We start from the raw sequence: 24,245 nt of genomic DNA, 5'->3' as shown, positions 1-24,245 counted from the left end.
TCCACGCGCCGCGCACGTATCATCGAGCCCGATGCGCCCTTACGTGCTCCTTCTCGCCCTCGCGCCCGCGTGCACCCGCCCCCTCGACGAGCCCGTCACGCCGGCCAACGACAGCCAAGAAGCTCGGACGCCGCCGGCCGCGGCAAACCCCTCGGCCGCGCCGGGTCCCTCGACCGAAATCGATCCCCGGTTCGTCCCGCTCGTCGCCGCTGCGTTTCGCGATTACAAGGCCTGGGGTCGCGCCGACGACGAGCTGCGCTGGGCGCCCTGGCTCTGCCGCATGCCCGAGCCCGGCCGCGCGCGCATGAGCGGCGCGGAGGACGGCGGCCACGCGCGCAAGCTTTATTCGGTGTTCGTCAAGGAGCAGCACAGCTATCCGATGGTCCATACGGACGCGCCCGTGCCCCAGCCGGTGGGGCAGATCCTCGTCAAGGAGAGCTATCACCCCGAGCTTTTGGACAAGGCGAAGACCCCGGAAGACCTCTCCTACCTCCAGGAAAAAACCATGAAGGAGGACCATTTCAATCCGTATGCGCGGGTCGGCGATCGAATCTACGTGGCCTCGCGCCTCGCCGGGGCCTATGTCGTGCTCAAGGTCGCGCCGGGAACGCCGGGCACGGATACAGGGTGGGTCTATGGAACGGTGACACCCGAAGGGGAGGTGACGTCCGCAGGGCGCGTCGCGTCGTGCATGGGCTGTCACGTGAGCGCGCGCCACGAGCGCGTGTTCGGCCTGGGTCCCGCGAAAAAAGGCGATGAGTGAAGATTTTTCGTAGAATCGTCATTGGCGTATGAATGCGCACTCCTTCGCGCTTGACAGGCGATGGCGCCCGGCATAGCCGATCCCCATGAAATACGGGGCGTTGATCGTGACAAACGCGCTGGTCCTGCTCGTAACCGGCTGTGCAGGGATGCTGGGTGGCAGCGCCCGCTCCCCGGATCCGGATATGGCGAATGCCAGGCTCGCCGAGTTCGAGGCGGCCATGAGCGCCGCCGTGCCGGTGGATCTCCAGACCGAGGCCGACGTGAAGGCGCGCGGCGAGGCGAGAAAGAAGCTCTGGGCGTGCGGTGGTGACGTCCCTCCGGGTGAGATGCACGCCTGGAAGACGTTCGCCCGCGATTCTTCCGAGGCGAAGCTCGCCACCTCGAAAGGCGAGCTTTCGGCCGCCGAGATGCGGGCACAGTGCGAGCGGAAGTTCGTCGAATTCGAATCGGCGAGCGTCACCGCTTGTGGCGTTCGACAGGTCTCGGTCGAGAGCCGCGCCACGCCGGCGGGCTGGACCGACCCGACGATCTCGCAGCCGAAGCGTGGATGGTATTTTACGTCGTGCCCCGAGGCGCCCGCAGCCAAGGGCCCCAAGGAAGTCGAAGCGATTCGACCGCAGATTTTGAGCGCTTGCGGCGAAGGCACCGGCGCCCTCTTCATGCCCGCGCAGTGGGGCACGTCTTCCGATGCGAACAAACGCGTCGTGATCGTGGAGTGTCGACGGGAGCGCGGCGCATTCAGCGACTGGCGTGGCGGCGATCCGTCGCTGAAGTAGGGCGAGGGGCGGTGGTCGTGCGCTCTCCTCGCGCCCATGCGTGCGGCGCGCGGGAGAACGCAGGCTCGCGCGGCGCCCTCGATGAGCAGCGCGGGCGCCCTGCACGATCCCGGCGAGGCGCGCCGTGCGCTGGTCCAATGCGGAGCGCTGACGCCGTACTGCCGCTATCACAACGACTGGGGCGAGCCCGACCCGTGCGCCAGCTCTTCCAGAAAACGAGCTGGAATGAGGCGCGGCGGACACGCTTCCCCCGCCCGGTGCGCATCGATGAGGTCCTTGCCCGCGCAGAGGACCTCCCTGACGTCGAAGCCGAGGTGCTCCACGCCCTCCGCCATGCCGAGCGGCCTCGGCCAATTGCAATGGGCGAGCACGTAAACGTCCTCGCCGGCCTTCACCTTCGCGCGCCGGAGCCCCGCGAGCAGCGGCGGGACGAGGTTGTCGTCCATCACGAAAATCGCGTCGGGCCGGCTCCTTCGATCGAACATCAGCTCGGTCAAGCGCTCGCACCCAATGGGCGCCGCGTGCAACGTGAGCACCCGATCGGCCGGAACGCCGAACCCCTCCAGGCACTCCTGGGCCGCGGCGAGCTTCGGCGCGTGAGGCGACATCACGGCGAGCCGCCGCCCTTTCTCGAGCAAGCGAGCCGATGCGCGTTCGATGAGCCCCGCAAAGTCGAGCGTGACCAGGTTTGCGTGCGGCAATGACGCCCCGATCGCGACGCGGGGCAACCCGGGCTTCTGCAGCACCGGGAGCAGATGGATCATCGCGGAGTTGACGAGCAGGAGCCCCGCCGCCGACCCGCGCGCCTCGAAGTCGCAGAGCTGCCGGTACTCGGGGTTGTTGGCGCGGCCGTCCACGCCCACGAGCGGGGTCACCTGACCGGAAATCCCGCTCTCGCCCCGCTCGATGATCTCGTGGGTGATGGCAAGGAAATGGGACCACTCGTTCGAGCCAGGCTGCTCGCTCGTGACCCAGACGTAGCGGTCGTGATGCGGGAATCGCTGCGTCACGAAGACCTTGCGCTGGCCCTTGACCGTGAGGAGACCTTCCTCCCGGAGCGTGTCGAGCACGCGCACGACGGTCGGCCGCGTGATGCCGAACTGCTCCATCAACGCGTCGTATGTCGGCAGCCGCGAGCCGGGCGCGTACCGCCCTGCCAGGATCTGCTCTTTGAGCAGTCGCGCGATGGCTTCGACTTTCCGCGCAGGCATGGTCCGACGCGGAGACTATCACGGCGGATATCCCACGGGGCAAGGTGCTCGTGTAACCACGTTGCCCGTACTGCGCGGGCGACGTCGACCGTGAGCGTCGTGATCGTATCGAACGTGGCCAAGGGAGGCGGGGCAGGGCGACCGCGTTTCACGATCGCCCTCGTTCAGCGTCCTACCAAAGGTTCACTTGCAGCACAGCGTGCCGGCCGTGAGGTTCCCGGCGCAACCACCGAAGTAGCGATTCGTGTTGTTACCGTCGTAGCCGCAATTGGTCCAGTTGCACTGGTTGTTCAGTGGGTCGTAGCCGGTGCTGGTCGGCGCGCAGACCCGCATCGGGCTCGAGCAGGTCGTCCCGGAGCTCGTGGAGACCGAGCAGCTGCCATTCGTGCCCGAGTACCGGAGGTTGTCGTCGGTCCAGTAGTGATACGTCGGCGCGTTCGTCGTGACGGGCGCGTCGAAGTTTCGTTCGACGTATTCATCGGCGCTGCAGACGTGCCAGCCGTCCTTGCACAGGTTGGCGCGATTCGCCCACGTGACGGTGCCCGCGCAGCCGACCATGCTCGACGTGAATGCCTGCTCGCCTTGAACCGCAGACGTCGCGGCGCATCCGCCGCCGTCCTCGCGAATGGTTCTCGTGATCGATTGCCAGCCCCCGCTCACGAGCGGGCGGCTCAGCGTGAAGCTCTCCACGCGCTCGGGATGGGCCGCGTGCACGGCGAGGCTGGCCAGCGTGAGGGGAGCGCCATTCACGTGCGTCAGCTTGTCGCCGGCCAAGATCCCCGCCTTGTAGGCGAGCGACGACGCGTGAACGTCCGTGAATGTGAACACGTCGGCGCCCGTGACGTCCTGCGTTACGCTCATACCCACGCGCGAAGAGTATACATCGCTGATCAGCAGCGCGGGGTCACTCAGAAGCTCGTCGTGGATCGTCCGTGGGAGCGTCACCGTGTTCGTGGTCGAGCTGAGGGCGACGCCGGTCGTATCGGCGGCGAAGTCGCCGCAGACCATCGTGTCGAGGCTGGTGGTGAGGGTGATCAGGCAGCTTGTGGGCTCGATCGTCCCGCTCACCGCGTGCGTGCTCAGGTAGGTCGCGGCTTCGCTCGCGCAATTGTACGTGCTCGGGGGGTCTTCCGTGAAGACGTCGACGATCTTCTCCTGAGCCCATTCACAGGAGTTCCAGTAGGCGTTTTTGATGGAAGCGTCGCAAGCCGCCCGTATATCCGGGCCGACGTCGATCACCTCGCCGGTCACCGGATCATTTTGGAGGTCCTCGATATGACCGCGGGTATTCTGGTACCCCAGGGCCAGCGCGTGCTCGGTGAGGATCCCCATTCCATAGGCGCTGTACTTGGTTTGATCACATTGTTCGGTGCCCGTGATCGGGCAATTCGCATCCACGTGCACCGAACCGAGGTGGTGCTCTTGGAAGAAGTCACCGCCCAGGCCGTGTGTCAACTCGTGCATGAGTTTGTGCGCGGGACCGAACATGCTGCTTCCGGCGGCGAACTTCGGGGTAAGGATGAGCTTCTTGTTGGCCTTGTTCGCGGCGTTGTAGCTGGCGTCGGAATCGAAATCGATACGCATGCCGCTCAGGCGCTCGAGGACGAACTGATAGTGCCGCTCGTTGCGGAACGACCCTTCCGAGCCGACGATGACGGGGTAAGGCATGTCCGGAATCTCGGGGATGTCATCGATCAGACCCAGGTAAAAGCTCGTGCTATTATGGGTCGACGAGTAACACAGGTCGGAGGTGTCCACATGCCCGAGGCTCGGCGGCAGGACGAGGCTGGTCTCGGGATCGGCGGTGGTACCGACCTCGCGAGCCATCGGCCCATAGAAGAGCTGCTGCAACGCCGTGAGGAACGCGTTCTTGACCGCTGTCGTACCATAGTTCGGCGTCCCCTCGACGATATCCGCGACGACGGCCTCCATCTCGTCGAGGCAATATTGATTGATCGCGAAGCAATTGTCGACCGTGCAATCCTTCGTGAGGCTGTTGATGGCCCAGAGCTGGGGCATCGAGCAATACGCATCCAGGCTGTAGTAGTGTCTGTCGGGAGTTTCAGCGTCGCAGTAGATGCCGTCGGGTCCGGCCCCCTCCTGGACAGACCCATCGGGGCACCCCGTCATACACGACAGGGCAGCCATGATGAGACCGATTCTGAAGTGGAATCTGGTATTCATGCCGGGACATACAGCAAGGCACGTGCCGGCGCGTGGTGGCGTGGCGGGGCCTCCGTCTCGGTGTCGCTCGTGCGTGCGCGCGAGGCTCGGATCCAGAGTCTTCGGGGAGGGCCGGTACATGCGCGTCACAGAGGGTGTAACGGCCACGTGACAACGTATCAGGCGCGTGACACCGCGCGCGTTCTGCCTGACGCATATCGAGATTTCGCGGGGAGCGCTGGAACGAATCAGTGCGTATTCTCGACCTGCACCCGCCGAACATCCTCGATTCGCTCGAGCCGCTCGATCAGGTCGCTCACGCGGAGCGCCGGGGGAAAACCCACGTCGAAGGCGAGCGTGATCCTCCGTTTCTCGTCGAGGCGCCGCTCGTATTCGATGTTGAATACGACGCCACCGAGCTGCTTGAGGAGCGCCTCCACGTTGTCGAGTTGCTTGGAGTCCTCGGCGAGGACCACCGCGATGCGCCTCCGGACGAGCGCGTTGCTTTTGCCCTCGAGCCGCCGCACGACCGTCTGCACCACGACACCCATGGCCGTCACGATCGCGGCTTCGAGCAGCATGCCCGCGCCTGCGCAGAGACCTATCGCGGTCACGAGCCACAGGCCCGCCGCGGTCGTGAGCCCCTGGATCGTCCACCCGGTCCGCAGAATGGCGCCTCCCGCCAGAAACCCGATTCCGGACACGACGGACGCCGCGATGCGTGAGCCGTCGACCTCGACGAGCTCGCCCTCCCCATACCCTTGGAAGTAAACGAAGTGGGCGGACACGACCATGAACGTGGCCGATGCCATCGCGACGAGGAGGTGGGTTCGCAGGCCCGCGCGCTTGCCATGCCGGTCGCGTTCGTACCCGATGACGCCGCCGAGCGCCGTGGCCACGGCGATGCGTGTGATCATCTGAACGTGGGAGATCATCGCCTCGACTCCCTGACAATCGGCCCCGCGCCCGACGCGCTGGGCGCAGTCGTGACCGGTGTGGATGGCTGCAACGCACACCCATTGTGCACGGGTGAAGCGGCGGCGCAAGCCTCGGAAGCGGAGGCGTCGTGCCTCCGGGTTGCACCCCTCGGGTGGCGCTGGTAAAACCCGCGCTCTTCGGTGGCGATGCACGATCCAGACTCCTCACGACGCACGCCCGTCGCGCTCGACGTCGCGCTCGCATGCGTGGCGGTCCTCGGGCTCGCGTGGGTTCCATTCTTCTGCTGGACCGTCTCGCTCGAGAAGGACTGGGCTCGAACGGCGGGGGCGCGAGCCGTGTCAGCCCCGTCTGCGATCTCGACGACGCCGCAGAGCGAGGCCGTCACGCCCGAGCACGAGCAGGCGGGCGCGCTCGTATTGGGATCGCCCGGGCCCGTGGCGGCGCAAGGGGCCCTCGACGACGTTTTTCTCGACGAAATCGACGACGTGCTCGGCAGTTGTTTGCCCGACGACGACCAGCGCGACGGAGCCACGATTCGGCTGGTGGCCGATGGAAAGGAAGCCGCCGATGGCGGCCGCGACACGCATATCCTCGCGCTCGAGTATCGACCGCCCGCCGGCGAGCCGGCTCGGTTCTACGAGTTCGTAGGGCTCGACGCGCGCGGGTTTTATGACGCGACGGGGACGCGCGCTTGCTCCACCGGCTGGCGTTCGCCCCTCGCCAAGCTGCGCCGGACGTCCCCTTTCAACCCGCGCCGCATGCACCCGATCCTGCGCCGGCCGATGCCGCACCAGGGGACCGACTTTGGCGCGCCCCAGGGGACGCCCGTCTATGCGTCGTATCGAGGCACCGTGAACTTCGTCGGCCCGCACGGGGCGCATGGCAACTGGGTCGCCATTCTGCACCCGGATGGGACCGAGACCGGTTATGCCCATCTCTCCAGGTTCGCGCCAGGGCTCCAGGTGGGCGATCAAGTGCGCGCCCACCAGCTCATCGGGTATGTCGGGAGCACGGGGCGCTCCACGGGCCCCCATCTGCACTTCAGCGCGCGCGCCAAGGAGACCTATTTCGACGCGGAGACCCTCCTCCGCCCGCCCGTCGCGCCCGTTCCCGAAACCGAGCGATACGCCTTCCTGAAGGCGAAGGCCGAGCTCGATCAGCGGCTCGACGCCATGCCGCCGCTCATGGCGCACTGATTCGCGGCGAGCGGGAGGTCACGACGTCCGCGACGTTCGCCCGAACGCGGACGATAAAGACAAGGCGCTTGGCGCCGCGTGGTCGTTCGTGTAATCCCACTCGCCGTGGCCTCGTTGCTCCTCTGCGTGCTGCTCGCGTTCGCCGCATTCGCTGCGCTCGGCGTCGCGCTCCGCGCAGAACCCGAGGGCCGCGCCGAGCTTGGCCTGCTCGCCTCCACGGTCTTTTTCGGATTGATCATCGTCCCCGTCTTCGCGCTCGGGTACACGAACCGATTGACGCCCGGCGCGCTCGCGCCGCTCTCGTTCGTCGTGTCGGCGGCGACCTTCGCGGTCTCGGCTCGTGGGCGCGCGCCCCGCGCGTTCGTGCGTGAAATCGCGCGCGCTGGCGTCTCGCTCGCGCGGCTGCCCTGGGACGGGCTCGTGCTCGCGTGGCGCGCGCAGAGCTCCGTGGTGATTGGCCTCGTCGCCTGCGCGTTCGCCGTCGTCGCGTCCACGTGGATCACCTACCTCGCGCCCTCCGAGTCGTGGGACAGCTTCTTTTATCACGAGCCGATGATCGGGTTCGCCCTCCAGAACCACGGGTTCCAGATGGTCGACCTGCCGCGCACCCTCGTCGTCCAGGCCACCAATGGATACCCCCGCGGGGCCGAGGCGTTCGCGCTCTTTTTCGTGGCTTTTACCGGAAAAACCTTTGTCGAGATTGGCAACACGATGGCCGCGCCGGCCCTCGCGCTCGGCGTTTTTCTCCTCGCGCGCCGACATGCCCCCGATCCCGTGGCTTGCATGGGCTGGGCTGCGGTCGTGCTCTTGATGCCCGCCACGACGAGCCAGCTCCGGACGTCGATGATCGATATCGTCGTCGGGGCCTTCTTGCTCGCCGCCCTCCATTTCGCGACGCGGCCCGCGCCGCGCATGCGCGACGCCGTGATCACGGCCGGTTGCCTCGCGCTCGTGCTCGCCTCGAAGAGCGCCTCGCTCCTCTGGGCGCCGCCCATGGCCCTCGTCGCCGGCGTGAGCCTCCTCGGTCGCCACGCGAAGGCGCGCCCGCGCGCGACAGGGCTCATCGTCGTATCGAGCTTGGTGGTGCTCACGGGGGCCGCCGCGCTCACGTTCGGCCGCAACTGGCTCGCTTTCGGCAATCCGCTCTGGCCGGTCGATTACGACGTCGCGCGGCTCGGCGTTCATTTCCGCGGCGTCGGGACCCTCGCGCAGCTCAGCCTGGAGCCGCCGCTCGCGACGATCGCGCGCATCAAGTATCACCACCCCACGGGCGGCGTCGCGGACATCATCGCGCGGGATTACGGGTATGCCATCCCCTGGGTCGTCGTCCCGCTCGCCTCGATCGCGGCGCTCGTCGCGGCGTTCACCGCCGTCCGCGCGCGCTTATCGAAAAAGCCCGACGTCGGCGCCGAGCGCGTGCTCGTCCTCGTGGCCCTCGGCGCCGTGTTCCTCCGCGTCACCCCGAACCTCAACATTGCCCGGTTCAACATTCACGTTGTCGCGCTCGCCGTCGCGTGCATCGCGTGGCTCGCAGGGCGCGCCTCGAAATCCGCGCGGCTGCACGAGGCCGCCGTCGCCTCGGCGCTCGTCCTCTCGCTCGTCCCGTGGGCCTGGTACGCGTGGTTCTTCGGCCTCGAGCCCATGCCCGAAAAGCTCTCCGCGCTCGTCCGCATGTCGCCGGCGGAGCGCGCGAGCGCATACTCGGGCGGGTATCATTTGCCGCCGATCGTCGCGCAGCAACGCGAGCGCGAGCTCGGTCCGGGCAGCCTCGTCGTGTTCACCGACGACTCCGCGTTTCTTGGCGTCTACTGGAACGACGCGATGTCGAACCACCTGAAATACGTGCGCTGGGAGGGGCGTGACCCCTTTCTCGCGCGGCTCGCGGAGCTCCACCCCACGTGGGTCGTCGTCGGCGCGAAGAGCCAGGCGAGGGCGGCGATCGAGTCCCGAAACGGAGAATGGGAGCTCGTCGGTGGGGGGGTTCGTCAGGACAATACGGTGGTGTTTCGGCGCCGGGGTGGGTGAGTGCGGCTCCAGACAGGCCGGCGGCGGCCGAGGGGGCCACCAGGCTCGGGCTCGAACCGTCCGCGGCGCGCGCAGGGCGTAAGCCGGGTGAGCGTCACGGAGGTAGGTGCAGGTAGGTATCAATCATTTCGGCCACTTGGAGCACAGTTCAAAAAAGTCGACCGCCGTGTCGATCTCGTGACCCCTCGATCGTCGTGAAGACAGAGCCAGGGCTTCACGCCCGGTCCAGGGAGAAGAGACATGAACATGAAGCGCATCTCGATGGCCGTGTGTCTGTTCGTCGCTGCATGCGGTGGAGAGGACGGAGGGCCCGCCGCAGAGCCGACCGCCTACGCGGACATGAGCTTCGAAGAGCGCGTCGTCTTCATGAACGACGTCGTGCTGCCCGAGATGAAGGAGGTCTTCGTCGCGTTCGACCCCAAATTCGAGGCCATGAGCTGCGCGACCTGCCACGGGAACGGCGCGACCGACGGCACCTACACGATGCCGAGCCCGCAGATCCCCGTATTGCCCGGCACGGAGGAGGCGTTCCTCGAATACGTCAAGGATCCAGAAGCCGCGCGATGGAGCCAGTTCATGCTCGACAAGGTCTCGCCGCGGATGGCCGAGCTGCTCCAAGTCGCGGTGTTCGACCACGAGACCAACCCGAACGGGTTCTCGTGCCACAATTGTCATACGCTGGAGGGTGTCCCCGGCGGTACCCCCTGAGGAAACCAAGCTAACGCTCGGGGAGCGTGAAATGGAACGGGAACGTACGAGTGACCCGCTGGCGACGGCCATTGCGCTCGACGGGCTCGAATCGGCTCGCTTCGAGCGCGCGGACGACCTCCTGCTCCATGTAAGGCAGGGTCTTGAAGACGCGACACCCCTCGGCCGCTCCCTCTTCGGTGATCGTGCAACGCACGACCATCATGCCCTCCACCTGATTGCAGAGCGCCTGCGGCGAAAGGCGGATTTCGGGGCCTGATATCTTGCGGGGCGGCGGATCGATTGCGTAGTCGAAGGGCGGGTTGCGCGCCCATGGCGGCGTTTGCACGAGCTCGGGCGGAATGCGCTTCGCCCACGCGAATTCGTACTCGACGGCGATCGGGGCTCCGTTCGATTCGGCCGGCTTGAACGGCTGGTGGGCGAGCGCAGAAAGGGCAGCCTCGCTCATGTACGGGAGGGTCTCCAGCAAGATACAATCCGTGGCCTGCCCCTGCGTCGTGACGATGCAACGGGCGCGAATGCGGTTTCCCTGCGATGGTCTCGCGATGTCCTCCGGCGTGAGCGAGAACATGTCGCTCTCGCCCTCGATCGGCGGCGCCACGGCCGGCTCCGGGCGCTTCATGCCTTCCGTGTAAGGCACGACGCCCGGGGGAAGGGGGTCCGTGAGGCAGCGCTCGCGGCGCACCGGGTCAGGACTTGCCACGGGCGCGGATGGCTTGGACGTGGATGTGGCGGGCACGGGAGGCGCGGCCTTGGGGGTCTCGGAGGGCGCGGCTCCCTCCTTCGGCGCGCACGCGGCGACGCTCGCCACGAACCATGCCGCTGCGATCCATCGATTCATGAGTTCACGCATCTCTGACCGGTTCGATCAACCGGCAGGGTCCCCCGGCGCTTACACGTCAGGCTGCGCTTTCGGCGACGGGGTTCGTCGGGCGGCTGTGGGGGATGTGAATCGTCCGCGCGGGGGTGGGATAGGACGGGGAATTCTGCAAGGCTCCGGGGCGGGGCAGGGGGCAGGGAACAGCCTCCACCCCACCACTCCCTATCCCCGAATCGCCATCACGGGCAGGCCGAGCCCACTTCGTTCGCCGGCCCGACCTCGCCAATCTGCGCCTCGTACATGTCGAACCCGAGGCCCATCGAGATGCCGTCGCAGGTCTTGGTCGGATCCTGCGTGCCGTCGGTCATGATGTCCGACGCCTGCCGGACCTGCGTCACGAGGCCATCGAACAGCGTATTGCCGCAGAGCCCCATCAGGTCGCCGACCTTCTTGATCTCGGCCACGAACTCCTCGGTATTGAGCACGCCGCCGATCATGCCGCTCGTCGCGCTCTTGCGATCGTCCGCGAGCGTCATCTTCATCTGCGCCGAATACAAGGTCAGCTTGATCGACGTGCTCTTCGTCTGCGTACGCACCGGGACCGAGAGGATCACCTGCACGTTCTTGCCCGAGTCATACAGCGTGCCCGTCACCGAGCTGGCCGGGAAGTGGATCGTCGACGATTGCGGATCCATGGGATCGCTGAGGAGACCGGGCTCGATCGGCCACTTGTCCGTCCCGTCGAACTTGGGCGCCCCGCCGAGCGTCGTCCCGCCGAAGAGCTTGCTCAGAAGCACGGGGGCGTCCCCCGTCGCAGGCAGGCACTCCGCCTTGAGCAGCGCGGTGAAATTGCCGTTCTGGATGCCCGTGTTGACGTCCGTCACCCATTTCGGATAGATGGAGAGGATCGTCGGCAGGAGGTTTCTCCCGAACGAGTTGTCGATGCCCTCCTCGCCGTCGGGGTATGCCGTCCCCGCCGAACCACCCGCGTTCGGCTTGCACAGGTCGTCCGAATTGCCGGCCGACACCTTGCCGTCGACGTCGAAGCCGAACTTCTTCCACTCGCCGCTGTTGCCCTCGCCGAAGAAGAGCTCGCGGACGGCGAATACGGTGCCCTCGTGCGTCGGGCAAACCGCCCCGCCGCCGGCGCCGCCAGTGCCGCTGCTGCTGCTGCTGCTCGAGGAGCTCGAGGAGGAGCCGCCGCCCTGTCCGCCGGTGCCGCCCGCGCCGCCGGCGTTCACGTTGTTCTCGCCTTCGCCACCACAACCCATGGCCATGGCGGCCACGGCGGTCACGAGCGCGAAGGCCAAAGAGATGCGATCACGTCCAAGCATATCGTCCTACACTTCTTGGGTTAAGGTTAAGGCTCGCTGTTGCTTCAGTTGAGCACGGAATTGCAGCCGAAAAGAACGTTGACCTTCGCGGTGCTGTCCGCCTGCACCGTGGTGCAAGACGCAGGGCAGAGGAGGATCTTCGTGGGACCGGCGTTGCTGTCGTAGTACCAACCAGGCAGGTCCTTGCAGTCGGCGAGATCGTCGGCGCGGGGCAGGATCTTCGGCGTACCCACGCCTTTCGGCATATAGGTGAAGTTGACCTCGCCCGGCACGAGCTCCATGCCGTTCGGCGGCGGCGGGATCTCGAAATCGCACCCGAGCGCCTCCTGGCGAATCTCGGCCATCTTCGCGGCGAACTGGCTGATGTCCTGCGTGATGTCGTAGGCCGCCCCCGTCCCGCCCGCGGCCGCGATCTTGTTGAGGGTCATGATCTGCGAGCCGTTCACGCCGATGACGTAGGTACGAACCCCGTTGTAGCCGCGCGCGTTCTCGGCCTGATTCGCGATGTCTTGGACCGTCTTCGGCTCGCAGCCGAGGGGCTCGCCGTCCGTGGCGAGGACGACGACGACCTTGTGCGTCGGGTGTGTGTCCTGGTACGCGGTCGCCGCGGAGAGCGCCCCCGTGAGCGCCCCGTACGTGGGTGTGCCGACCCCCGTGGCGTCGGCGGGCATGGAGTTCGTCAAGGCAAACGCGTTCGTCGGCAGCGCGTCGATGGGCACGTCGAGGAGCGCGTAGTGCGTGGGGTTGCAGTCGTACGGCTCGCTCGTCGGGAAGTAGACGAGGCCGGCGCCGATGCCGAGCGACGCCGGATCGTTGAAGAACGTCGACAAGGCCGCCTTGGTCCCGTTCCACTTCGCGCCCGACATGCTGCCCGACTGGTCGATCAGGAAGATGATGTCGAGCGGGATGCGGCGGGCTTCTGCGCTCGTCGAGACGCACGCGCCGGAGTCGTCCCCGCCGGTGCCCCCGTCGAAATCGATGAGACCCCCGGCGCCTCCCGCGCCGTCCCCTCCGGCGCCTCCCGCGCCGCCTTCCCCGGAGGACGAGCTCGAGCTCGTGCTGTTCGTCCCCTCCGTGGTGTTCCCAGTGCTGGACGTGGCGCAGCCCCCCCATGCGGCGGCGAGGCTGACCAGGGTGATTGATACGAAAGCAAGTCGTTGGATGTTTGCAGGGCGGCTCATGGGCAGCTCCTCATTGGATGAAGAAATCGTCGATGTAAGCCCCGGGGTGGTTCGTACCGTTATCGCTCTGGAAGCCGAACCGCAGGCGGATGATCTGACCCGCGTACGCCGAGAGATCGGCCTGGAAGAGCTGCCAGCCGAACGCGCTCTGGTTACCACCCCACGCGGGCTCGCCCGCGATCGTCAGCGGGTAGACGGGCACGACGCTGTTCAGGACCGAGTAGCTCATCCCCCCGTCGGTGCTGACCTTCAGGTTGACGCCATCCCATGTCGAACCCTCGGTATGGAGCCACATCCGGAACGTGAGCTTCGGGCTCGCCGCGCCGGTCAGATCGATGTCGGGGGAGGTGGCGGTCGTCCCCGCCCAGGTCTGCAAGATGCTGTAATTGGCGGCGATCTGCGTGGCGAGGCACTGCGTCCCCAGGTATGCGGCCGCGGGGCCCACGTTCATGGGGACGCCGCATTGCCAATCGCCGGTCAGCGTCCAGCCGTTCGGGCACTCGCCCTCGAAGCTCGTGTAGTACGCGTTCGGCTTGACGGTGAAGATGAACGTCTTCTCCGCGTAATTCGAGGGCAACAGGTTCTCGTGGACCTTCACGGTGACGCTCACCGGCCCCGACTCCGCCGCCGTAGGCGCGCCATAGAGCCGGCCGGTCGAATCGATGTTCAGCCAGCCCGTGTTCAGACCGCCGGGCTTGATGCTCCACACCACGTCGTTCGATCCGCCGATTTTGGTGATCTGCGTCGAGTAATCCATCCCGGCATACACGTCCGTGAGCGGCGACGTCGTGGTGATGTACATCGGGATCTGCGGCGGCTCGGCGACGACGACCTCGTCGACATAGACGCCCGGGTAGACCCCGGCGCCGTCGCTGCGGAAGGCGAAGCGCAGGATGATCGACTGCCCGGCATAGGCGCTCAGGTCGGCCGAGTAATTCTGCCAGCCTGCCACCGAGTGATTCCCGCCCCATGCTTGTTGGCTGAGGATGTTCAGGCTGTAGGCCGGGGTCACTGTCGTGACCAGCGAGAAGCTCTGCCCGCCGTCTTTGCTGACTCTCAGATTCCAGCCGTCGAAGGTGCCACCCTCGGTGTGGTCCCACGCCCAGAAGGAAAGCGTCGGCTTCGTGGCGCCGGTCAGGTTGATGGTCGGCGAGTCCGCGACGGCGCTGCTGAAGAGCTGGTTGACGTGGTAGAGGTCGTCGATCTGCGTGCCGATGCAGTTCGTGCCGATGTGGGCCGCGGCCGGACCCACGTTCTCGGGCTTCCCGCATTCCCAGTCGCCGCCGAGGGTCCAGCCGCTCGGGCAGGTTTCGAAGCCCTCGTGGAGGTACGTCGAGCAGCTCGAGACCGGGACGCCGGCCCCGCAAACGCCGGCCATGCATTGGTTTTCCGTGGTGCAGGCGTTGTAGTCGTTGCAGTCGCTGCCATCGTCCGCCAGCGACGGGATGCACACGCCTTTCACGTCGCACGCGCCCACCTGGCACTCGGCGACGCCCTCCGCGCAGCTCGTCCCGACCGGCGCGGGCCTCGGGGCGCAGAGGCCGTTCGCGGGGTTGCACTCGCCGCGCTGGCACCCGACGTCGAGCGCCGTGCAATCCACGGGGACGCCGCCGACGCATTGCCCGGCCGAGCACTTCCGGTTGACGTTACAAAGGTCGCCGGTGAGCACGCACGGGGCGTCGTCCTTCGTGGGGTCGGGTTTTCCGATGCACTTGCCCGTGGCGGAATCACACGAGACCGTGTTGCACTCGGCCTGCGGGGAGAAGCCGCAGGGCTTGGGCTCGCCGATGCACTCGCCGAGCTTGCATACGCCGTTGATCTGGCAGAGGTCGGTCGGCGTGCACTCCGTCCCGTCGTTGACCGGCGCGACGTCGCAGGACTTCGAGCCCTCGTAGCAAATGACCGACGAACAGGGAGAGGGGTTGATCCCGCAGTGGTTCGTGGGGCCGCCGACGCAGGTGCCCTCGCCGTCGCAGGTGTCGTTCGCCGTGCAGAACTTCCCGTCGTCGCACGCGGTCCCCTGTGGTGCGGCGATCACGACGCAGGTGTTCAGCGGGCCGATCACCTGCCCCGTGTTGCACACGGCGATCGCGCACTGCGGTGTCTCGAACTTCGAACAGTCCACGCCGCAGGGCCCGAGATCACTGCCGCCCGTGCCGCTGCTGCTGCTGCTGCTGGTGCCAGCGTCTTCCCCGACAGGGAACTCGCCTCCCACTTCGCAGCCTGCGACGGTCCAGAGCACCGGGACGAAGAGAAAAGCCGGAAGAAAGCTTCTGATGCAACCGAGCATAACGTCGTCATCCATGTACCACACCTTGAACCCATGCGGGTACAGGGAGCAGGGCCGATTTTTGCCATGCTCCGCGTCTCCGAACCCTGAGCAATGATCAGTACTTGATTTTTTGACGGACTTGTGCTTTCGGGTTGCCGCCGGCGCGTGGAGCGCCGGGGCCGCGACCCAACGGCGGGCGCGCGCCGGCGGGGCCGTGAGCTCGGAAGGGGGTTGCGGTCGACGCACCCCTCGGGCGGCAGGAGGTGGATCGCCCTCCTCGCGCTTCGATCGAAAATCGAGAATGTGACGCCCGTCGAAACGTGCGGATGCGAGGCGTGGTGGAGCCAGAAGCCGAATGGATCTCGGCGCATGGCGCCGGCCAGGAGGGAGACGAGTCGGTGGCCGTCGCCGAGGCGTCGTCGACGGCGTGGAGGATGCCGACGAGGAACGGCGCCAGGACACGCGAGGAGGCCTGCATGGGGGCACGTGCTTGGCGTGGGGTGTTCTGGGGTGGATGAGACAACCTTCCACCCCACCGGCCAACGTCAGCGGCCCCCGCTTGGGCAGCGAGAAAGTCTGGAACCTCGTCCCCGACGTCGTGTATCTTCCGCCGCCATCTCACGGGAACAGGTCCTCATGAAACGTTTTTCCCTCGTGCTCCTCGCGCTCCTCGGCGCGGCTTGCAGCGGCATCCTCCCGCAGCCCCAGCAGCCTTATAAATTCACCGCTGCCTCGGGAGACGGCGACCCTGTGGACGTCGTCGCCCGGCAACTGGCGAGCGAGGGGTACGCGCCTGACACCGTCGACAAAGAGCTCGGAATCCTGCATACGCAGTGGCAAGATACCGGCTTGAACTATGGGCGCGTGCAGGACACCACGGCCACGCTCGTCCGGCGTTTCACGGTCACGATCGCCCGCGGCGCGAATGGAAGCGACATCCTCGTTCGTGCCGACCTCCAGCGCTGCCCCAAGGGCCGCTTCACCATCGATAGCACCGGCGTCCGTGGTCCGTGCGTCACCACGGACGAGCACTACCAGAGGAATCAGAAGGAGCTCGACGGGCTCGGCGTTCGCCTACGGACGGCGTTGAACGGCAAGTAGCGACAGGCGTGAGCCTGCTAGAGGATCGGCGGGCAGATCCAGACCTGCGTGCCGCAGATCGCCGTGCACTTGCAATACCCGATATCGCATTTCAAGCCGACCGGGAATTCGGTGCACGTGGACCCGTTTCTGACCTGGCCCAGGTCGGGGCATGGCCCAGGGCCGGTCGAGCACTGCCACGTTTGCAGCGTGCTTTCGCACAGGCACGGCACGGGGCCTCCCCCGGCTACCGGGTTGCACATGCAGGTGAGCGGGGACGATGATTCGCACGGGTCCCCGCACGTCGGGCGCGCCTCGGGGCACAGGGCAAACTCTCGGGGCTGGCAGTCGTACACGCCGCTCGCGTTGCACACGCAATCGCGAAAGCACGCGAGGGGGGCGATGAACGAACTCATTTCGCACTTCGTCCCGGGCTCGCACGGGAGCCCGGGCTCACAAGGGGACGGACAAGCGCCCGTCGTGAGAACACACCCCGGCGCTTTGCAGCAGTAATTCTGGTCGGGGTACGGCGACGGACAGACCGCTTGGCAGTCTACGTGCGCCAGGCACCACGTCTCGCACGAGCCGCCGCCGGAGCTGCTCGACGACGCGCTCGTGCTGCTCGACGACGCGCCGCCGCTCGACGACGCGCTCGTGCTGCTCGACAAGGTTGACCCCGCATTCGATCCGCCCGACCCGCTCGGCCCCGCGCCACCTTGGCCGGCGTCGCTCACGGTGACGCTGGGATCGCAGGCAGAAACCAGGATCCCGATGGCGACGGTGGGAATGCGGAGGCGAGGGGTCATGGCGTTCGACTCAGAGCTCCACGCGCTTGCGGTTGTCCGAGGACACGCGATCGATCAGCTTGTTGTTGGGATCGAAGCCGGCTTCGTGGGGCTCGGCGTCGACCACGACCTTCACCTGCATGTGCTGCGTGGTCACGTGGTGGCGCTCCAGGTAAAGCACCTTCTCGTCCGCTTCCTTGCCTGACTCGCCGCGCGCGAAGACGCCGACCTCGATCCAATCATCGAGCTCGCCGGCCGTCTCCTTGCCTTTGCCGTCGGCATAGCGTTTGTCCGCGAACAGGTCGAGGGTGACCTCGTACTTGCCGTCGTCGCGTTTGCGCGCGGTCGCCGTCTGCACGCGGTTGTCGTAGAAACAGATCTTCTCGAACAGATCGGTGATCAACGCCTGGTGCGCGGGGCCGGCTTCGGCACGGATGTATTCGAGGAGCTCGGCCGACGTCGTGTACGGCGGCTTCTGGTACCCCTTGTCCTTTAGGAACTTCTTCAGCGCGCGATTGAGCGCGGCCTCGCCCATCTCCTCGCGCAGGCGGTAGAACACGAGCGATCCCTTCTGGTAGTGGATGTACTGCTGGTTCTCCACCCGGTAGAGCGGCAGCTCCTCGACCCGCTCGCCGCCGCGATTGGCGAGGTATTTGTCGAGCTCCTCCTTGAGGAAGCGTCGCATCTTGGCGCGGCCGTATTCCTGCTCCATCACCATCAACGCCGAGTACTGCGCGAGCGACTCCGACAGCACGGTCGCCCCCTGCACGTTCGCGCCGATCACCTGGTGCGCCCACCACTGGTGCGCGATCTCGTGCGCGGTCACGTAATACACGTAATCGACGGCGTCCTTGTTGCGCAGGTCGGCGATGAAGCCGATCGACTCCGAATAGGGGATCGTGTTGGCGAAGCTCTGGGCGAAGCTCGCGTAGCCCGGAAACTCGATGATCCGCGCCTGGCGGTGCTGGTACGGCGTGAAATTGGCCTCGAAGTACGAGAGCGACTTGCGCACCGCTTCGATCATGCGATCGACGTTGTACGGATGCTTCGGATCGTAATAGATCTCGATCGGGATCTGCTCGGGCGTGCCTTCCTTGTAAAACCCCTTCTTCACCTGCCAGCGGGCCGACAGGAACGCGTAGAAGTTCAGCATCGGCCGGTCCATCGCGTAGCTGAAGCAGCGGCGGCCGTCGCGGCGGAACTCTTCCTGCAAGTACCCCGGCGCGAGCGCGATCTGATCCGGCGCGGTGCAGATGGTGGTCTTGAAATCGATCCAGTCGGCGTCGTCACCGATATAGGTGCTCGCGCGCGCGGCCTGGTCTTCCAGCTTGGGCATGCGGGTGGGCTCGCCCAGCCCGCGCTTGCGGCGGTCGTTCCGGTCGTCGATCTGCGCGCGCTCGTCGTAGCCGAATTGCGGGAACATGCGGTTGTTGAAGAAGCTCCCGTTCTCGACGATCTGCGTCTGCGCCTGCTCGTTCGTCAGGCCGTTCGGGTGATAGTCGAGCTTGAAGCGTATCTCGCGCACCTCGCCCGGCTGCATTGGGCGCTCGAGGCGGTAAATGCGGTAGCCCAGCGGGGCGTCGTGCTTCGTGAGCTCGGCGCCGCCGAGGTCGATCGAGACGAGCGCCTTGTCCTCGTCGAGGCTGACGTGCACCTCGTGGATCGCCGAGGCGTGCGGGTTATGCACGCGGTAGACCCCATCGACGCGGAGGACGAGCGACTCGGGGTGCAGGTCGATCTGCGAGGACGAGGCCAAAATCTTCGGCTGCGGCAGGTTCTTGTAGGCGCCGTATTCGTTTTCGTAACGCGCCGAGAGGTCGAGCTTCTGCTCGGGCGAGCGGTAGGTGTTGCGGATGTTCGTGTTCCAGAACAGGAAACCGCCCACGGCTGCGAACGAGATCAAGCTCGCGGCGAATGCCACGCCGAGCCGACCGCGCAGGCGCTCGCGGGCCACCGCGAAGCGCTCGCGCCGGGTGCCGACGCTGCCGCGCACCCAGAATGCCACCGACAGGAGCAGCAGCGCGAGCAGCAGGAGGGCCCAGTACCCCTGGAACCAGAGCTGCCCCGACAGGAAGTGGCCATACCCGTTCATGTCCGAATACGGCGCGTTCGGCCAGCTCCCGAAGTTGTAGAGGTGATGGGTGAAGTCCATCAGGCCGAGCGCGCCTTGCAGGATGAGCACCAGGATCAGCAGCGCATACCCGACGAACTTGTTGTTGCTGAACACCTGGAGGGTCAATGCCAGGCCGCCCATCAGCACATACACGCCGGAGTCCAGCGTCAGCGTCTTCAGGTAAAGCAGCGGCTCGAGATGGGTATAGCCCTTGCCGAGCTGGAGGAGCATCGCCGTGACCGCGCCGATCACCTGGAATGCGGCGATCACCGCGATCAGCGCACCGAACTTCGCCACGAGCGGCACCCAGCTCGGCACCGGCATGGCGTCGGTGACCTCGTGCATCTTGGCGCCGCGCTCCTTCCACACGAGCTCGCCGGCGTAAAACAGCACGATGATCACCAGCAGGAAGCTGTAACTGCCCTGCAGCGCGGACAGCATCTGCGAGGTCACCGGATAGATCGGCGTCGCATACATGGTGCGGCGGAGCAGCGCCGTCGGGATGAAGTTCGCCATGCCGAACGCGAGCATCACCAGGAATGGCACGCTGCGGAACACGCCGACGGTGTCGAATCGAAGCTGACGCAGGAATTGCCCCCACACCGTGCGAGTCGTGAAGAGGGGCGCGGGCCTCTGCACGGCCGCGACGGCGACGGGCCGGGCCGCGTGATTCGCCACTGCGAGCGCCTCCTGGTTCGCCTTGCGGCCCCAGCGCCGGCGGCCGGTGCCGCTGCGCTCGGTCTTGAACAGCGCGAAGGTCGCGGCAAACAGCGCCGCGGCGACGGCGGTCCATAGCGCGCGGTTGGCGAGCAGGTAGCCTTTCATGGCCGGGAGGCCGGTGTTGCGCTCCTCGGCCGACCAGTAACGAATGGTGCGTTCGAGCGCGCGCGTGCCCAGCGGATCCATCAGCGTCGCGGCCCAGACGTTGTCGAGGTCGCGCAGCAGCGCCGAGCTGATGCCGTACAGCACGAAGAACGCAATGACGCCGATGTAGACCCACAGGATGCTGCGCGTCACCACGGCCATCAGCGAAAGCAGCGCGCCGGTGAAGAGCAGGTTCGGGATCACGAACACCGCGAACCCCCATAGGTAGGGCTTCAGCGATACCGGCCCGAGGCGCGCAGGGTCGATCCACGGCATGAACTGGGCCATGAACATGCCCAGGGCAATCACGCCGTACACGGCCAGGCTCGCCGCGAGCGCTGCGCCGAGCCGGCCGAGCAGGTAGTCGCGTTTGCGGATCGGGCTGGCGAAGAAGAGCTCCGCCGTGCCCTGCTCGAAATCGCGGAGGAGTGCGCTCGTGATGAAGATCGTGATGACCAGCATCCCGAGCAGCGTGAACAGCGCGAGCCAGGTGGCGAGGACCGTCGGCGCATTGCGGAAGACGTTGCCGATGCTGCCGCCGAGCTGGACGGCCTCGCTGCTGGCCGCGCCGAAGGCCATCAATCCGAACAAGCCGGAGATCAGCCAGAGCAGTGGAGAACGGAGCTGCTCGCGCAGCTCGAAGCGGAAAAGCTCACGAATCATGGCAGCACCAGGTCAGGAGGCCTGCGCGCGCAGGAGCTGGAAGTACACGTCTTCGAGGTTTGGCGCGACCTCTTCGAAGCCTTCGCCCGGCGATTCGCTGCTGAACACGTGGATCACCGGACGGCCGGCGACGAGCCGCGTCGACAACACGGTATGCTTCGCCTCGTATTCGGGCAACGCCGCTTTCGTGACCTGCTTGCGCCACACCTGATTGGCGAGCGCGGCGATCGCATCGCTCGGCTTTCCGGTCAGCAGCACCTGGCCCTTGTTCATGATGGCCATGGTCGGGCACAGGTCGGTGACGTCCTCGACGATGTGCGTGGAGAGAATCACCGCGACGTTCTCGCCGATCTCGGCGAGCAGGTTGAGGAAGCGATTGCGCTCCTCGGGATCGAGGCCGGCCGTGGGCTCGTCGACGATCACGAGGCGCGGATTTCCGAGGAGCGCCTGCGCGACGCCGAAGCGTTGCCGCATGCCGCCCGAGTACGTGCCGAGCTTGCGCTTGCGCACGTCCCACAGGTTCACCTGCCTGAGCAGGCCGTCCACGACCTCGCGGCGTTGCTTGCGGTCGACGAGGCCCTTGAGCACGGCGAAATGCTCCAGCATGTCCTCCGCGCTGACCTTCGGATACACGCCGAAGTCCTGCGGCAGGTAGCCGAGCTGGCGCCGCACCGCGTCCTTGTCGCGGAGGACGTCGATGGTTTCGCCGTTGACACCTTCCAGCGTGGCGCTGCCGCTGTCGGCCTCCTGCAATGTCGCCAGCGTGCGCATCAAGGACGACTTGCCGGCGCCGTTCGGGCCGAGCAGGCCGAACATGCCGCGCGGGATGTCGAGGGTGACGTCGTTCAGCGCGTGGACGCCATTGGCGTAGGTTTTTCCGAGGTTACGGATGGCGAGCATGATGTCCCTGCAGGAGAGAGCCGCGGGCAGCGGGCGTGTTCATGGCAGACGGCAATGAAACCGTGATTCGTCTCACCGGACGCGTACCAGCGTTCCGGGCCGCGGTCAACCGGCGTGCCCTGCTGTTGCTTCTCAGGTCGCGCCATTCACGACGAATGTGCCGGACCCCGACGGCGGGCAAACCGTTTCAGTCGAACCCGCCGAAATCCCCGTCGAAGTCGCCGCCCCCGAAGTCGTCGCCTCCGACGTCGTCCCCCACGTCCCCGCCGTCGCCCGTATCCGCGGCGTCGGCCTCCGCGAGACCGGGATCCTGCGAGACGTCCGCGGCCGATCCAACCGGCGCTCCGGACGGGCTCACCACGTGGATCATCGGCGCGTGCATCATGTGCATGAACGACGAGATCAGCATGACGTCGAGCATCATCCCCATCGGGCTCGGGTAATACCGCGCGTAGGGGTCGTAGGCAGGGTTCGAAGGTTCGAGCTTCGCCTCCTCTGCTGCCGGCGCGCGCGACGGCCTCACGACGAGCGCCTCGGCGCGCTTTTGCGAGATGAGCGCCTCGGGCATCGTGGCCCGCAAGGCGTCCTCGAGGCGCGCCACGAACGATTCGAACTGGAGCCGCGCGCCGTCGAGGCGTGTGCTGTCCGCGACGAGCGGCGTGACACGATTGCGGTATTCCTCCGCGGACTCGCCGCGCCTCGGTTCGAGTTCCACGAGCCGACCGCCGATCGAGACGTACGCCGAAGGCTCCCCCGCGTGGTGCTCGGTGAACGCCCGCGTCTCCACGAGCAGGTGCAAACCAGCCTCCTCGTGCTCGAGCGCCAGCCGGAGCTCCCGGAATCCACTGCCGAAGAGCGACGTGTGCTCCGACATCGCGATCATGAGATCGGGCAAATCACCCGCCTTGCCGTCCGTGTCCTGAAAAACGACGGTATCGTCGACCACGAGCGAGACGGCGTTGTCGAACCCCAAGCTCACGAGCGCGCGCTTGATCGCGTCGACGAGCGCGCTCGCCTCGAACGCCACGCGCACGCGGTCCGTGGCGAGGTCCGGCGGGCCGCCGAGCCGTTGCTTGATTTTCTCCCAGAAGCTCGGCTCCCGATGGATGACCTCGCCCCGCAGCGTCACGTGGATCTGTCCGACGAGCCTCATGGGCAAAGTCTAGGCGCGAATCACGCGCCGTCACGCGGCGCCCGGAGGCGCGAGGAAAGAAAACGGGAGAACCTCACGGATCCCGGAAAATCGCCACCGACGCGGCCCCGTCCGCCCCCATGTACCCGCGGTACATCCCCTTCGAATTGAAAGGCATGGCCACGTTCCCCTGCACGTCCATGGCGATGATGCCCCCCTCGCCCCCGGCCTTCACGAGGACATCCATGACCACCCGATCCGCCGCCGCCCCGAGCTTCATTCCTGAATATGCGGCCCGCGCGCACACGTCGCGGGCCACCGTGTAGCGGATGAAGTATTCCCCGTGCCCCGTCGCCGATACCGCGCAGCCCTCGTCCGCGTACGTCCCCGCCCCGATGATCGGCGAATCCCCGACACGCCCGAACCGCTTGTTCGTCATCCCGCCCGTCGACGTCCCCGCCGCGAGGTGGCCCGCCTGATCGAGCGCCACCGCGCCCACCGTGCCGAATTTGTATTCACGCCCCGCGGGGCTCTCCCAGAAGCTCTGCTGTTTGCCCTGCTGCTCTGGCTCTGCCTTTTTCTCTTTCTCCGCCGCGAGGGCCCGCTGGAGCGCCTGCCAGCGCTCCTCCGTGTAGAAATAACTCTCCGGCACGAGCTCGAGCCCCTCTTGTTCGGCGAAGCGCTCGGCGCCCTCGCCCATCATCATCACGTGCGGCGATTTCTCCATCACGGCTCGCGCGAGCGCGATGGGGTTTCGCACGTGGCGCAGCCCGGCGACCGCGCCCGCCTCACGCGTGTGGCCGTTCATGAGGGCCGCGTCGAGCTCGTTCGTCCCCTCGTGCGTGAAGACCGCGCCCTTGCCGGCATTGAAGAGCGGCGAATCCTCGAGGATTCGAATGGCCGCCGTGACGGCGTCCAGGCTGCTGCCCCCCTTCGCGAGGATCCCGTGCCCCGCCTCGAGCGACGCCGTGAGGACCGCGCGCATCTCGGCCTCGCGTTCGGCCGAGAGCTTGGCGCGATCGATGACGCCCGCGCCTCCGTGAATGGCGATCCCCCAGCGAGGCGCCGGAGGGGCGACGTGGGTCTCTTCGATGTCCGCGCGGGGGCTCGGCAAAACCGGCGAGCAGCCGAGCGACAGGAGCAGGGCACCCAAGGCAGCCATGGCCGCAAGGGAGCGAGGGCGCAGAGCAGGCATGCATGGGTGTACACCCTTCCCTGCGCGCATGCAGCCACGAATCGACGGGCGTCTGCCAGGGGGCCGGGACACGAATACCATGGGATTTCCAGTGTATTCGTCGGCCGCGGCCCCTCCGCGACG

Annotated in this window: 18 protein-coding genes; 6 read left to right on the top strand and 12 right to left on the bottom strand. The window is 66.6% G+C overall.

The genetic code is table 11. The features are described from left to right. The first annotated feature begins 31 nt into the window (after positions 1–31). Together QHF85_RS01280 and QHF85_RS01275 are read left to right on the top strand one after the other, a co-directional pair. Positions 32–763 (top strand): hypothetical protein, encoded by a 732-nt coding sequence (locus QHF85_RS01280; RefSeq protein WP_281325154.1) that lies wholly within the window; start codon positions 32–34, stop codon positions 761–763. A gap of 85 nt (positions 764–848) precedes the next feature. Further along, positions 849–1,541, top strand: a complete 693-nt coding sequence (locus QHF85_RS01275) for a hypothetical protein (protein WP_281325153.1) — start codon at positions 849–851, stop codon at positions 1,539–1,541. Positions 1,542–1,708: 167 nt separating this feature from the next. Here the strand turns inward: QHF85_RS01275 and QHF85_RS01270 are convergent, their stop codons facing one another. The 3 genes from QHF85_RS01270 to QHF85_RS01260 all read right to left on the bottom strand — a co-directional run bounded on the left by QHF85_RS01270 (position 1,709) and on the right by QHF85_RS01260 (position 5,850). Beyond that, the gene (locus QHF85_RS01270; protein ID WP_281325152.1) at positions 1,709–2,752 is read right to left on the bottom strand and encodes a GntR family transcriptional regulator; all 1,044 of its coding nucleotides are present in this window, start codon (positions 2,750–2,752) and stop codon (positions 1,709–1,711) included. A gap of 183 nt (positions 2,753–2,935) precedes the next feature. Continuing rightward, positions 2,936–4,900: a PDZ domain-containing protein gene (locus QHF85_RS01265; protein WP_281325151.1), complete on the bottom strand. Its 1,965-nt coding sequence runs from the start codon at positions 4,898–4,900 to the stop codon at positions 2,936–2,938. A 263-nt stretch (positions 4,901–5,163) separates the two neighbouring features. Continuing rightward, positions 5,164–5,850 carry an MgtC/SapB family protein gene (locus tag QHF85_RS01260; protein WP_281325150.1) on the bottom strand — a complete coding sequence of 229 codons (687 nt, stop codon included), beginning with the start codon at positions 5,848–5,850 and terminating at the stop codon, positions 5,164–5,166. Between the two features lie 189 nt (positions 5,851–6,039). Here QHF85_RS01260 and QHF85_RS01255 point away from each other — a divergent pair, with 189 nt between their 5' ends. The 3 genes from QHF85_RS01255 to QHF85_RS01245 all read left to right on the top strand — a co-directional run bounded on the left by QHF85_RS01255 (position 6,040) and on the right by QHF85_RS01245 (position 9,783). Beyond that, positions 6,040–7,050: a M23 family metallopeptidase gene (locus QHF85_RS01255; RefSeq protein ID WP_281325149.1), complete on the top strand. Its 1,011-nt coding sequence runs from the start codon at positions 6,040–6,042 to the stop codon at positions 7,048–7,050. A 105-nt stretch (positions 7,051–7,155) separates the two neighbouring features. Further along, a complete protein-coding gene (locus tag QHF85_RS01250; protein WP_281325148.1) occupies positions 7,156–9,075 on the top strand; it encodes a hypothetical protein in 1,920 nt (639 codons plus the stop codon). A gap of 240 nt (positions 9,076–9,315) precedes the next feature. Continuing rightward, complete coding sequence (locus tag QHF85_RS01245) at positions 9,316–9,783, top strand: hypothetical protein (protein ID WP_281325147.1); 468 nt, start codon at positions 9,316–9,318, stop codon at positions 9,781–9,783. Between the two features lie 10 nt (positions 9,784–9,793). Here QHF85_RS01245 and QHF85_RS01240 read toward each other — a convergent pair whose 3' ends face one another. The 4 genes from QHF85_RS01240 to QHF85_RS01225 all read right to left on the bottom strand — a co-directional run bounded on the left by QHF85_RS01240 (position 9,794) and on the right by QHF85_RS01225 (position 15,423). Beyond that, positions 9,794–10,624 (bottom strand): TonB family protein, encoded by an 831-nt coding sequence (locus QHF85_RS01240; RefSeq protein ID WP_281325146.1) that lies wholly within the window; start codon positions 10,622–10,624, stop codon positions 9,794–9,796. A 218-nt stretch (positions 10,625–10,842) separates the two neighbouring features. Then, positions 10,843–11,937: a hypothetical protein gene (locus QHF85_RS01235; RefSeq protein WP_281325145.1), complete on the bottom strand. Its 1,095-nt coding sequence runs from the start codon at positions 11,935–11,937 to the stop codon at positions 10,843–10,845. 44 nt (positions 11,938–11,981) lie between these two features. Continuing rightward, complete coding sequence (locus tag QHF85_RS01230; RefSeq protein ID WP_281325144.1) at positions 11,982–13,118, bottom strand: vWA domain-containing protein; 1,137 nt, start codon at positions 13,116–13,118, stop codon at positions 11,982–11,984. Positions 13,119–13,128: 10 nt separating this feature from the next. Next, positions 13,129–15,423 carry a choice-of-anchor J domain-containing protein gene (locus QHF85_RS01225; protein ID WP_281325143.1) on the bottom strand — a complete coding sequence of 765 codons (2,295 nt, stop codon included), beginning with the start codon at positions 15,421–15,423 and terminating at the stop codon, positions 13,129–13,131. Between the two features lie 603 nt (positions 15,424–16,026). Here QHF85_RS01225 and QHF85_RS01220 point away from each other — a divergent pair. Continuing rightward, positions 16,027–16,491 carry a hypothetical protein gene (locus tag QHF85_RS01220; RefSeq protein ID WP_281325142.1) on the top strand — a complete coding sequence of 155 codons (465 nt, stop codon included), beginning with the start codon at positions 16,027–16,029 and terminating at the stop codon, positions 16,489–16,491. Positions 16,492–16,508: 17 nt separating this feature from the next. Here the strand turns inward: QHF85_RS01220 and QHF85_RS01215 are convergent, their stop codons facing one another. The 5 genes from QHF85_RS01215 to QHF85_RS01195 form a co-directional block, all read right to left on the bottom strand. Further along, a complete protein-coding gene (locus tag QHF85_RS01215) occupies positions 16,509–17,276 on the bottom strand; it encodes a hypothetical protein (protein ID WP_281325141.1) in 768 nt (255 codons plus the stop codon). 10 nt (positions 17,277–17,286) lie between these two features. Further along, positions 17,287–20,895, bottom strand: a complete 3,609-nt coding sequence (locus QHF85_RS01210; RefSeq protein ID WP_281325140.1) for a M1 family aminopeptidase — start codon at positions 20,893–20,895, stop codon at positions 17,287–17,289. 12 nt (positions 20,896–20,907) lie between these two features. Then, the gene (locus tag QHF85_RS01205; protein WP_281325139.1) at positions 20,908–21,795 is read right to left on the bottom strand and encodes an ABC transporter ATP-binding protein; all 888 of its coding nucleotides are present in this window, start codon (positions 21,793–21,795) and stop codon (positions 20,908–20,910) included. A 187-nt stretch (positions 21,796–21,982) separates the two neighbouring features. Continuing rightward, positions 21,983–22,948 (bottom strand): hypothetical protein, encoded by a 966-nt coding sequence (locus QHF85_RS01200; RefSeq protein WP_281325138.1) that lies wholly within the window; start codon positions 22,946–22,948, stop codon positions 21,983–21,985. Between the two features lie 73 nt (positions 22,949–23,021). Further along, positions 23,022–24,089, bottom strand: coding sequence for an isoaspartyl peptidase/L-asparaginase (locus QHF85_RS01195; RefSeq protein ID WP_281325137.1), 1,068 nt, complete (start codon positions 24,087–24,089; stop codon positions 23,022–23,024). Positions 24,090–24,245 lie beyond the last annotated feature (156 nt).

Origin of the sequence: Polyangium sp. 6x1, assembly GCF_029946515.1 — a bacterium.
Classification (GTDB): Bacteria; Myxococcota_A; Polyangia; order Polyangiales; family Polyangiaceae; genus Polyangium.
Note: the sequence above shows the minus strand (reverse complement) of the source record. Positions and strands in the feature narration are given on the sequence as shown.